The sequence below is a fragment of the Brevibacterium linens ATCC 9172 genome, assembly GCF_900169165.1.
Lineage (GTDB): Bacteria > Actinomycetota > Actinomycetes > Actinomycetales > Brevibacteriaceae > Brevibacterium > Brevibacterium linens.
Map to the genome: position 1 here is coordinate 42,477 of NZ_FXYY01000022.1, position 12,057 is coordinate 54,533.

6 protein-coding genes and 1 pseudogene are annotated in these 12,057 nt (G+C 65.4%); 2 read left to right on the forward strand and 5 right to left on the reverse strand.

The features are described 5' to 3' along the window. The first annotated feature begins 69 nt into the window (after positions 1-69). Both lanKC and BLIN9172_RS18875 read left to right on the forward strand, forming a co-directional pair. Complete coding sequence (gene lanKC, locus BLIN9172_RS14335) at positions 70-2,673, forward strand: class III lanthionine synthetase LanKC (RefSeq protein WP_009885252.1); 2,604 nt, start codon at positions 70-72, stop codon at positions 2,671-2,673. 24 nt (positions 2,674-2,697) lie between these two features. Next, positions 2,698-2,814 carry a class III lanthipeptide gene (locus tag BLIN9172_RS18875; protein ID WP_180957271.1) on the forward strand — a complete coding sequence of 39 codons (117 nt, stop codon included), beginning with the start codon at positions 2,698-2,700 and terminating at the stop codon, positions 2,812-2,814. 217 nt (positions 2,815-3,031) lie between these two features. Here BLIN9172_RS18875 and BLIN9172_RS14345 read toward each other — a convergent pair whose 3' ends face one another. From BLIN9172_RS14345 to BLIN9172_RS14365, 5 genes and pseudogenes are all read right to left on the reverse strand, one after another. Next, positions 3,032-6,400: a DNA polymerase III subunit alpha gene (locus tag BLIN9172_RS14345; protein ID WP_009885255.1), complete on the reverse strand. Its 3,369-nt coding sequence runs from the start codon at positions 6,398-6,400 to the stop codon at positions 3,032-3,034. A 7-nt stretch (positions 6,401-6,407) separates the two neighbouring features. Beyond that, positions 6,408-6,704: a DUF6504 family protein gene (locus BLIN9172_RS14350; RefSeq protein ID WP_009885256.1), complete on the reverse strand. Its 297-nt coding sequence runs from the start codon at positions 6,702-6,704 to the stop codon at positions 6,408-6,410. A 121-nt stretch (positions 6,705-6,825) separates the two neighbouring features. Beyond that, a complete protein-coding gene (gene mobF, locus BLIN9172_RS14355) occupies positions 6,826-10,392 on the reverse strand; it encodes a MobF family relaxase (RefSeq protein WP_225868470.1) in 3,567 nt (1,188 codons plus the stop codon). Positions 10,393-10,598: 206 nt separating this feature from the next. Continuing rightward, the gene (locus BLIN9172_RS14360; RefSeq protein ID WP_009885258.1) at positions 10,599-11,234 is read right to left on the reverse strand and encodes a hypothetical protein; all 636 of its coding nucleotides are present in this window, start codon (positions 11,232-11,234) and stop codon (positions 10,599-10,601) included. A gap of 219 nt (positions 11,235-11,453) precedes the next feature. Continuing rightward, positions 11,454-11,930 (reverse strand): annotated as a pseudogene (locus BLIN9172_RS14365) (IS3 family transposase); the annotation flags it as partial. Positions 11,931-12,057: the final 127 nt, after the last annotated feature.

Genomic DNA, 12,057 nt, shown 5'->3' on the forward strand with positions numbered 1-12,057 from the left:
TCTAGCTGAACCTCTCGGTGGCTCGAGCAGTGAGGGCTTCCATGCAATGGCGCAGGTTATAGGAGGGCAATGGACCAGAGCTACTACCTCCATCTTGGGGATCCGCAGTTCTATGCACCCCTGCCCGAACCCGACGATGCATTCGGCGTGCCGATGCCGCCAGGTTGGGTGTCGCGAGCGTCGTCCGACTGGCTGGCCTTCGCGCCGGCCGGGCATGAGGGCCCGAGGCAGGGCTGGAAGATCCATGTCACGGCGACCGTGGACGACGCGGCTGCCTGCATCAAGCAGGTCGCGGACGTCCTGTTCGACAAGGAAACCCCCTTCAAGGTTTGCCGCACACGGCAACGCTACGTGCGGTCGAATTCGAAGTACGGAAACCGAGCGGGGTCCGGCAAACTCATCACGGTGTACCCGGCGGACGACAACCAGTTTGTTGCTTACCTCGATTTGCTCGAGGCGTCCACAAGGAACTTCAGACCCGGTCCGTACATACTCACCGACCGTCGTTGGAGAGACTCGAACGTCTATTACCGATACGGTGCATTCGTCAGGCAGGAGTTCGAACACGAAGGGAAGACCCTTCTCGGCATCGCCGACGAGTCCGGCCAGATGGTCGAGGACCAGAGAGTTCCCGGGTACAGCGTCCCCGACTGGGTGAACGTCCCCGCCAAAGTCCGCGAGGAGGAGCAATTCCGCGACCAGGAAGAAGGCTCTGGGCGATTGATCAACTATGGCATCGAATCGGCACTGCACTTCAGTAACGGTGGTGGCGTGTACTCGGGCCGCGACCAGAGGACCGATGAATCCGTGGTGCTAAAGGAGGGCCGACCACGGGCGGGTCTGGACGGCACCCTCGTCGACGCATTCGACAGAATCGGGCACGAGGCTCGCATGTTTCACCGGCTCGGAGCCTGCGCATACGTGCCGCGGAACATCGACGATTTCGTGGAGTGGGAGCACCGATTCCTCGTGATGTCGCACGTCGAGGGCACACACATGGGCAGGTACATTGCTGAGAACTACCCGTTCCAGCGGTCTCTGGACCCCTGTGACTACGTCGAATCGATCACGGAGATCGTGGCAGATGCGGTCGCGGGTCTCACCTCAATCCACTCCCGCGGCGTCGCTCTCGGTGATGTCCAGCCGACAAACATCATCATCCGCGAAGACGAGAGTGAGACTCGCGTGTGCTTCATTGACCTGGAGGCGGCCGGCAACCCTTCCAGCCCGGGCTCGAAAGCCCTCGCCACTCCGGGGTATTTCGCCAGGTTCGATGACCCGTTAGGGCACAGGGACTGGGTCGGGCTGCTGCGCGTGATCCGAATGGCGCTGCTGCCCATGGCCACCATGGAATTCATGGCCCCCGAGAAACTGCCGGCGATGCGCGCTTGGATACGCGCAAATCTCGGTGCAACAGCCGACGACTGCTTGCAGCAGGTGATCGACGCCGCACTGCACGAGGGCTACTCGATCACGGATCTTCCGGAGACCGAACCCCGAGCCTGGAACCGAGACGCCCAGAATGCTGATCGTCAGGCAAGCCTCCTAGACCAGCTCGGAGGAATGGTCATCGACCACTGCGATCCGACGACGACGCGCCTTGCGCCCGGAGATGTCAGGCAGTGGACGCGGGCCGGCGGGGACCTCAGCGTGGCCTACGGCGGTGCGGGCATCGCGATGGCCCTGTGGCGCAGCGGGCTCTCCTCCCGCCTTCCCCAGCAATGGGCAGAGCACTTGGCGGTCGAGGATCTGCTGGACACAGCGCCTGGCCTGCTTGCCGGTCGAGCGGGGATTGCATGCGTTCTAGCCGAAGTCGGCGACGAGGAGCGGGCCAAGGTGGTTTTCGACAGCCTGCGCCACGGCGACTCGCAATCGCTGGGCATCGATCTGGACTCCGGGCTGTCCGGAATCGGCCTCGGTCTCCTCGGCGCTTCCGAGCACTTCTCGTCCGAGGCGTACCTCGAAGCCGCTTGCCAGACGGCGGACCTCATCATGGCGAAGGGAACCGAAGAGGATGCGCTTCGACTTGACGAGACTGACGTGACTCCCACAGGACTGTTCTACGGGTGGGCTGGCCCATCGCTGTTCCTCTCCTGCCTGTCACGTAAAACCGGGTCAACGAAGCATCGAGAGGCAGCGGAGTCGTTCCTCGACAAGGAACTCGACCGACTAGACGCCCATCACGAGACGCGCTTGATCAGAGCGCCCGACGGGCGGCTGATGTCATATCTCTCCTTGGGCAGCGCCGGACTGCTCCTGCCGATGGCAGCGCTGGAACCGGATGCGTTCGATCAACGCTGGGCTGACGAGGTCGCAGGCATCATGCACGCCTCTACAACTCGGCCCTGCGCCAACTTCGGGCTCTTCCGCGGATTCGTGGGGCTGCAGTGGGCTACCAATTGGCTGGAGGCAACTGGCGCGACGAACAGCGATGAGAATCTGACGTCAATCCTCGCCGACGAGCTCGATCTCTACCTTATCGACGACAAGAGCGGCATAGCGACTCCCGGCGACTTCATGCTCCGCCGGTCGTGCGACCTCGCGACCGGGGCCAGCGGGTTGATCTGCGTCCTCAATGACATCGGAACTCGTCGTCTCAGCTGGCTCCCAGTGCTGTGCGGTGAAACCTTGATCACCGCAGTTCCAGGCCATCAACCACAGCGAACGGAATGAGAGGAGGTGAGAAAGGTGAACAATGTGCTCGAACTCCAGAAGTTGGAGCTGAAGGATCATGCCATGGCCGCACATCCGATCTCGACGTCGAGTCTCTTCAGCTGCACTGAAAGCACGATTAGCTTCCTCAATTGCGGCTGAGTAAGCACAAGGCGTGGCGATGCCCTCCCGTTCAATAGTTCGAGAGGGCATCGCCACACTCGCGGGGTGGCGTGGAGGCTACCCGGGACGGCTACGAGGCCCTCCGGCAGGCCGTCGACGTGAACAGCCTGGCGCTGCCCGCGACCGACGGCAAGATGATCCGGCACCTAGACACCGAGTAGGCGGATGACTCGGCACACCTTGGGGTCGTAAGAATTTACTCTTGCATCTCGGGGCGAGATCGCGATTGGTTCCAATCTCTCCAAAGTTTCATGAGATCAAATGCCTCCTCGGCTTGGATGGATATTCCTCGTTCCCCTGTGCGTCGGGTGCGACCTCGAATTGTCATCATGCGCGCAGTGAAGAGGCCCGAGGCCGCCTCCTGTTGGGCTTCTTGGAAGAACGTTACGTCGATGCATCCGGTGCCATCGTCGAGGCTGATGAACACCGTTCGCCTCCCGCTGCGCATGGGAGGTGTCTGAGTGGCGACTCGGACTCCAGCGACGAGCACCTCCGTCCCTGAGCGAAGGCCCAGCAGCTCGGATGCGTGGGTGAGGCCGAGGCCCTCGAGCATCGGCCGGTACAGGTCCATCACGTGGCCATCGACTTCGGTGGAGAGCACCTCGAGGTCAGTGGCGATGCGCTCCTCAGCGCTCGGGTCGGGAACGGCCGCGTCCACGAGCACCTCGTCACCGAAGAGCGGAACCTGATTCGGCTGCGGCATTACGGCCTTCTTATGGGTGCGGGCCGTGAGTTGGCGGACGTAAGCGATGATGCCGCCGCGGTGGGCTTGCCCGTGTTCGTCGCGGGTGAGGCTGTCGAACGCGCCGATGCGGGCCAGGCGCATCATCAGTGGCCGCGACGGGCGGGCACGTTCATAGAGGTCTGTGATGGAGGTGTACGGCTGGCCGTCCAGGATTCGGGTGAGCTCGACATCGGTGATGCCGGAGATGTCTCGGAAGGAGAACCGGATCGCCTTGATCCCGGGCGAGACCTGTTCCACCCGGTATTGGTCGGAGGATGCGTTGATGTCAATTGGCAGCAGCGTGATCCCGAGGCGACGGGCCTCTGCGACGAGGAGCCGGCGCGGGTACATGCCCGGGTCGTGTTCGAGGATGCCGGTGAGGAACTCGACCGGATAGTGCTGCTTCAACCAGGCGCTCTGGTAGGTCGGCAGCGCAAAGCTGGCCCCGTGTGCTTTGCAGAACCCGAACGATCCGAACGCGGCCACGTTGGTCCAGATGCGGTCGATCTCGCGATCCCGAAACAACCGCCGCCCCCTCTCATCGACGCGGCCTGCGGTCCGGGCGCGGAAGCGAGCTTCGATGGCGGCGGAGTCGGTGGCGAGAGCACGGCGGATCTCGTCAGCTTCGGCGAGACTGATGTCCATGCAGTCAGCGAGAACCCGCATCAGCTGTTCGTGGTAGATCAGCACCCCGTACGTCTCGGCGAGAAACGGCCGGAACCTGGGGTGCAGGTAGATGATCGGGGCGTAGCCGAGTTTGGCGTTAATGAACGGAGCGACCATGTTCGCCTGAATTGGGCCAGGCCGGAACAAGGAGATATCGGCGACGAGGTCCTCATATTGATCGGGCTGCATCTTGCCGAGGAGTTCCCGCTGCCCGGGTGATTCGATCTGGAAGCACCCGAGCGTGTGCGTGGACCTGATGAGCTCGAACGTGGGCTCGTCGTCGTGCGGGATCTGCTCGAGGTCGACTCGACCATCGGCGGCAACATACGGAGCATCGACGGGCAGCCTGCCTTCGACCGCGGCGGTCGCTCCGTTGACGCGAGCGATCTCGGTGAGGGTGTGAGCGATGGACGATTGCATCCGGACGCCGAGGATATCGAGTTTGAGGAGTCCGGCGTCGTCGATGTCGTCCTTGTCGAACTGCGACATGGGCAGCCCCATCCCGGACGGCTGGGTCGCGGTCAGCGAGAGGAGGTCGCTGTCGCCGAGGATCACTCCACAGGGGTGCATCGAGATGTGCCGCGGGAGCCGATCGAGACGCGCAGTGAGGTCGACGAGCAGATCGAGCTGCGCATCAGTCTTCACCTGGGCGGCGACATCCCGCAGCTCTGGTTTCGTCTCCAGTGCTTGTCGGAAGTCCGCCGGGTTAAAGCGCCAGATGTTCTTCGCGATCCGGTCGATCTGTGCGAGGTCGAGACCGAGGGCGGCGCCGGCGTCGCGAACAGCTCCGCGGGCACGGTACGTCGACTGCATCGACAGCAGCGTCACCCGGTGGTGGCCGTACCGGTCGAACACGGCCCGATAGATGTCGTGGCGGCGCGCGGACTCGACGTCGATATCGATATCCGGCAGCGTGGAACGGGCGTTGCCGAGGAACCTCTCGGAGAGCAGGCTGTGTTCGATCGGGTCGACGGCGGAGATGCGCAGCAAGTGGTTGACGAGACTGCCGGCGCCGGACCCGCGCGCCTGTACCCGGACCCCCATGTCTCGGATGAGGTCGACGACATCGGCGACGGTGAGGAAGTAACTCTCGAACCCGAACCCGCCGATGGTGGCGAGCTCATCACTGAGCCGGTCCCGCACCCGGCGCAAGCCGGTGCCGTACGCGTGCGGGTACCTGTCGGTGATCGCGGCCTCGCAGCGCTGCCGCAGCACCCGCACCGGATCAGCCCCCGCGAGTCCGATCGCCTCCAGCTCAGGCACTTTCGGGTGTCGCCATCGCAGATCCGTCTCCGGGCCGAGACGACACCAGTCGGCGACCCGCTCGGTGTGAGCAAGCAGATCGATGGCGTCATCGCGGCGCAGCCCCGCGTAATCGCAGATGCGGTACGCCAGATCGTGCATGACCGAGGCCGGCTTCAACCACGCCTGAGCAGAGTGAGGTTCGAACGCGCCAAGGGGCAGGAGGAACGCGGCTGAGTCGAGGACATCGCCGGTGATCGCGTCGTCCGGGCGGAGAAATCGGACCACGTTGGTGAGCACCACCGGCACCCCCTGGACACGGGCCAGTTGGAGCATGTCGGCGGCTTGCTGCAGGCTCGCCGCCGTACCGGGGCGAGTGTGGTGGCAGACGATCTCCACGGCGATACCGCCGGGCAGCCTCCGCTCCCACGCCTCGAGCAGGGCCCGGGCACGCGGGCGGTCGCCGTTGAGGACGGCGCGGCCGACATCGGAGCCGGGGCCGAGGAGCACCGTGGCGACGGGACCGGTTTCGCCGCTCAGGAATGCGGGTGCTTGGTCGGGGGTGATCCAGGCGCTGCGGTGGGCGGTGCCGTGGAGGGTGTGCTGGCGGCGACGCGGCGAGTGGGCGGCCGAGATGAGCCGGACCAGGCCGGCCCATCCGGCACCATGGTTGTGGCCGTGCGCGAGCACCGTGACCGTAGAGAGCTGACCGTTATCGTCGCGGGTTTGGAGGTTCGCGCCGACGATCGGGTCGATCCCGGCGGCGAGGCACGCGCGGACGTGGCGGATCGCCCCGAAGATGCCGTCATGATCGGTGATCGCTGCCGCATCAGCGCCGGCGACGACAGCTGCAGCGACGAGAGTCTCGGGGTGGGCGGTGCCGTGGTGAGCGGTGAACGCCGAGGCAACATGGAGATGGGTGAAGGAGGGCACGGACGCTCTAGTCGGAGACGACCCGGATCGACCATTGCGGCCCTGCACCAACCGCGAGGTCGAAGATGAGCATCTCACCGTCATCGAGCGCCTTGGCTTGCACCTGCCACATCGGCCGCTCGACCATGAGGGCGTTCTTCGTGCCCACGAGGTCCGTGTTGTCCTTCCACCAGCGGACCCGGGACATCCACGGGATGGGGCGGGCGCAGACAATGAAACGGCGACGGTGCCAGATGAACCGCTCCGGGGCGCCAGAGGAGGTCGTCCAGACGGTCGCGACTTCCTCGCGGTGCATCGTGTCCATGGCCCACTCCCTCCAAATCGAACAAATGTTCGATGATTCAGTGTAGATCCATGCACCGACATAGCCAAGGGCACCACCGTTGTGATCGGCTGACCCACGCCTCTGATCTGCTGCGACCGTTCTACAGTCCACGCTCGGAAGTCCGTCGCGCAGAGGTGCGCTCTGGCCGTGGGAGCGAGCTCGAGGAGTGCTGCGTCCGCAGCCGCGAGTAGGCGACCTGCGCGGTTCGCCGTTCGTCTGCCTGCTGCGGGGACTCCACATCTTTGTCTGACCCGAGCGGCGCCGCGCTTTGGATGTCGTAGCGCTGTCGATACAAGGCGATCGTCACTGCATGGGCCCGCCACCACTCCCGCTCTCGGGTGCTGGGCCCCGGTGCTCCGAGCTGCGTCGCCCAGCCGACCTTATGGTCCACCGCCTCGTCGAGAGCGGCACCGGCCGCCGCGTCGATGAGAGCTTCACGTTGGCGTAATGCGGTGCGCATGTCCTCGTCCAAGGGCTCAGCGGGGCGGGCGATGAGGCCTCCGACTCGTCCCGGCGTCGAGGTTCTGCCGTGGGTCATCTGGGCCGTGGCGGTATCGATCATCGACGCCAGGTGTGCGGCGGGGTCGGCTTCGTCGCTGGTCGGTTGAAGGCGTGGAGCCAGCGCGGTCAGGACGCGGGTGGGCGAATGGCCTGTTGCCTCGTGGCGGGTGATGGCGGCTTCAAGTTGTTCGTAGTGCGGGCTGGTGAACACATCGTCCGCAACGGCTTCAGGGAAGGGTGCGACGTCCAGATAGGCGGCGCTCCGCTCGACCTGTGCTTCCCGGGCGAGCACGTCGTACTCGTGCACCAGCGTGGCCAGAGATGCGTGCCGATCGACTTCGTGCTTCAGGGTTTCGGTGGCCGAGAGGTCAGCATCACTGCGGGCCAGCACGCGGTGCAGTTGCTCGATTCGAGTCAGCGGTTCCGCCGTCTCCAGGTGGGGTTCGATCTCGTGGGGGTCGGGCTGGATGATGTAGGCGGTGTTGTTCTGCTTGCCGCGGGTCATTGCCACGTAGAACAGCTCGCGGGACGCGGTCTCGGGATCGACGAGGGCGTGGACGGTGTCCACGCTGGCACCCTGCGCCCGGTGCACCGTGGTGGCATAGCCGAGCTCGACGTCCTCGGCGACATACTCCGCTGGCAGGACCAGCTCAGCCCCAGCAGGCTGGTCTCCGGGGCCGAGGCGGCGCACGGCCAGCGCCCCGTTCTCGAGCCTGCGGGCGACGGACCAGCGGTCGCCGTTCTTCACCCAGGACCGGCCGAGACTCAGCTGGCGGTCGTTGCGCCGTGTCACCACCAAGTCCCCTACCCCGGCAGTGGTGCCATCATGCAGCCCGATCCCGTCGCGCTCGACGCGCCCGTCCGCGATGAGGTCCTCGCGGGCGCGGGTGTTCAGCTCGGCGACCATCTCGGCGTTGCCCGCGATCATCAGCGTCGCCAGGCCTTCATCGCGGTCCTGCTGCCAGGCAGTGTAGGCGGCATCAAGCATCCGCTCGATGCTCCCGTCGACCAGCCGGCCGTGGTTCTCGTAGTCCTCGAGCACGGCGGTCTTGCCGCGGCGCAGGTCGAGGCTGGCGGTCTTCTCCCACTCGTGGACGAACCGGCGCGCGTCGGTCAGCGTCGGTGGGCCGGGACGGTGGCGCACGAGCATCCCGAACGCCCCGCCGGTTTCTACGGAACTGAGCTGAGCCGGATCACCGACGAGCACCAGCTTCGCCCCGGCCTGCCCCGCGTGTTCAGCGATCCGATCCAAGGTCAGCGTCCCGGCGAGACTGGCCTCATCGAGCAGGATCAGCTGGCCGGGCTGGAAGTCCCACCGGCCTCTCTCGTGCTCGTAGAGGAACTTGGCGGTGTTCTCGGCCTGCACGCCCAACGATTCCCCGAGGACTTCCGCCGCGGCCGCCGAGGGAGCCAAACCGATCACGGAGCCCTGCCCATGGCGGGCAGTCCAGGCACGGTGCAGCCCGCGCAGCGCGGTGGTCTTCCCCGCACCGGCGGGGCCGACCAACAGGTCCAGGCTCCGCCCCGAACAAGCGATGCGAGTCACGGCGGCGGCCTGATCATCGGCCAGCCTCACGCCCTGGATCTTCCGGGAGACGTGCCGGGCAACCATCCGGGATGGCAGTCGCGGCGCGGATGTGTCATCGGCGTGTTTCAGCAGGCGGTGTTCGGCGTCGAGGATCTCCTGACTGGAATAGGCGACCTGGTCGCTGGACTGGAAGCGGTTCCCACTCCCGTCGACGTAGTGCCCCGGCACCGCACGGTCATATTCGGGTGTCAGGCGCAGCGACTGGGCTTCCGCCCCGGCCACGATCTGATCCAGCACTGCGGTGCGCTCGGCCGGGGTGGTGAAGCGGGTGGACATGAGCTGACGCATGGCTTCAGCGTGCAGATTCCACCGCGTCCAGGTCGAGCGCCGATCCGCGACCGTCATCACCACCACCGCTGCCAGGTCCTCGACCTGTTGCGCGCCGAGGTCCTCGGCACGCAACCGGGACGCATCGGGTGTGCGGGTGAGCACGTCTTGCGCCCAGGTGGTTGCATCGGTGCCCAGCAGCCGGGTTGCACGCTCCCGCCAGTCTGCGGTGAGCTCAGCCAGCGAATGCAGCTCTTTTTCGGGCCGAGTTTCCAGGGTTGCTTGCTGGCGCAATCGTGCGATGGTGTCCGGGCTGGGCGCGTGCCCGTGAGCGTCCCGGTAGTCACGGATGAGCCGGTTCTTCGCCTGCTCGATACCCTCCACTCCCCCACTGCTGCCGGTGGAGCGTCGGGAGAACTCCGCGATCAACTCGGCAGGGATGCCGGTGATTTCCCAGCCGGTGTTCCTGTCCTTGCCTCGGTCGACGGGCTCCCAGGTCAGGCCGAGCAGGTCGGCGGTGTGGTCGATGAGGTAGGCGTTGTAGCTGGCCGAGAGAGCGACGGTGGCCTTGTGCAGCCGCCGCGAGTCCAGGCTCCTCCACTTCCCGTCCTCGCCTTGGACCTTGTTCGAGACCACCAGATGCGTGTGCAGCTGCGGGTCGGCGGCTCTCGAGTCGTAGTGGTCGAAGGCGGTGGCGATGACGCCGGTGATCGGCATCCGCGCGATCCCACCCTTGCCGACCCGGGTCGAGGCCACCCGCTCTTCCAGCATCGCGACGGTGTCGCGCATCGCGGCGTGATGGGCCTGTGCCAGCAGCTCTTGCATCGGTGCATCCGCAACACCCCAGAGGGTGCTCAGGGACTTCGGCGGGGAGAACGTCAGGTCGAAACCTGCAATGGCGCTCTTGGGCTTCCGTGCAGCCTCTTCGTCGCGGATGTCCTGGATCATGACCTCACGTTGCGCCGCCGGCATGTCCGGGGCGAGCTTTGCAACCCGGTCGGCAATCCGCTCACGCGGTGGGCGCAGGCTCGGGTAGGCGTGGCCGAGTTTCGCGCCGGTGACCGGGTGCACGCCCTGCCCGAGCAACCGGGCCAGGTGCTCCTCCGTCACGGTCGACCCCTCATCGACTCCGGTGCCGGTGCCGTCGTCCAGGGATGCCAGGCCGGTGCCGAGCCAGGTCCCCGGTGGGCTGCCGGACTCGGTGTAGTAGCGGGTCAACGGGGTGCCCAGGTCGCGGTCGCCGTCGCCGGCGGCGACGGTTTTCAGGAGGTATTCGTAGCCGCGGCCGGCGGACATAGGGCGGATCGTCATCACCACGATGGCCCCCTCCCGAGACGGGCTCAGGAAGGGGCCGCCTCAGCGGGCAGGTGCGCGCAGCGCGCCGAGTCGCACCCTGGTGCCAACCGTGTGAGTGGTTCTCAAAGGCCTGGGGACCTCAGAAGCATCGGATGATCCAATGGGTCTATGGGGGCGTCCGGAGGCAGGACTGTGAGCGAGAAGCTCGTGAGGCGAACGGCTTAGGTGACTGACCCGGCTGGGGTCAACAAGTCGTCAACGACGCCCGCGAGGATCGTCCGCTCGACTCGGGCTGCGCACTTGACAACCTCCGAATGATCCCCCGGGATTCCGCCGTCCTGCTGCGATGGGCAGAATCCAGTAGCGGCGAGGTCCGCAAGGAGCCCGACCTTCGCCACGGGGTTGAGGGCCGCCGAGACATCGTTGAGTAGCCGTCGTGTAGCGGCTGCCGCCAGTTTGCCTGCGATTGCGCTGCCTGTGGCGCTCTGAACCTCTTTGCCGACGGCGGTGGCGATGTCCCCTGGAACGCTGGTGAGGGTTGCACATGCTTCGCCGATGGCCGCGGCTACGGCGCAAAGCAGATGGCTCTCGGAGCGTCGGAATCCGGCGGCAGCCTCACGACGACGCCTCGCCTTGGACCTCGCTCCGAGCACGTCTGCGACGCCTTCTGCAACTGATGTTCGTGCGCGTGCTGCGACCTCACTCCAGTCCTCGGTGCTCTTGGGATCGAGCTCGCCCGCTGCGAATGCGACGCCCACGTCCGCAGCTGCATTTGAGAGCCTGTCGAGGAACTTGCCCGTCGTCAGAGAACGCCATTCACAGCGATAGTAGTTCGGGTCAGACTTGGCTCGACACATAAGTCCCTCTCCTCACCAAACGCGGGACCAGAATTGACGGCCAGTCGTTGGCGCGTTCGGCGATGAAACTATCGCAACATCACCGGAGGAGGCCAACCACACCCTGTGAGTGACAGGCTTCGCTCGCAAGCCACCACTGCACATAGCGGTGACTCGATGGACAACAAGCCTGAACATCTAGGTACGGGACTGATGCAAGGAGAGGTGACAATTCGGGTGTCACGCTGCGACTGCAGGTGACTCAATAATTGCTTCGTACTCGACAGGTGTCAAACGACCCAACCGGGCTTGCCGCCGACGACGGTGATACGTCTGCTCGATCCACGTCACGATCGCGATTCTCAACTGCTCCCGACTCACCCACCGGCGACGGTCGAGAACGTTCTTCTGCAGCAGGGCGAAGAATGACTCCATGGCCGCGTTGTCGCCAGCAGCACCGACCCGGCCCATCGACCCAACAAGGCCGTGGCAAGCCAGACTCTGAGTGAATTTCCTTGATCGAAACTGACTGCCACGGTCGCTGTGTACCGTGCATCCGCCCACATCACCACCCCTGCGGGCCACCGCCATCTCGAGAGCGTCAACAGCCAACCGGGCCTTCATCCGCGCACTCATCGAGTAGCCGACGATCCGGCCCGAGTAGACGTCCTTGGTCGCACAGAGGTACAGCTTGCCCTCATCGGTGTGGTGTTCCGAGTAGGGTCGGACCGGGGCGCTCTGCCAGCCTCACGACTGGTAAGTTTCCCCGGCCCGCCCTCCGAACCGGACGTGCCCATTCCTGAGCATCCAGCTCTCCATGCCAATCAAGCCGCAGCACTGTCCC

Excerpts from the sequence above, each read along its gene's own strand:
- lanKC (WP_009885252.1), top strand. The coding sequence starts at position 70 with ATGGACCAGAGCTACTACCTCCATCTTGGGGATCCGCAGTTCTATGCA.
- BLIN9172_RS14350 (WP_009885256.1), bottom strand. The coding sequence starts at position 6,704 with ATGGACACGATGCACCGCGAGGAAGTCGCGACCGTCTGGACGACCTCC.
- mobF (WP_225868470.1), bottom strand. The coding sequence starts at position 10,392 with ATGACGATCCGCCCTATGTCCGCCGGCCGCGGCTACGAATACCTCCTG.
- BLIN9172_RS14360 (WP_009885258.1), bottom strand. The coding sequence starts at position 11,234 with ATGTGTCGAGCCAAGTCTGACCCGAACTACTATCGCTGTGAATGGCGT.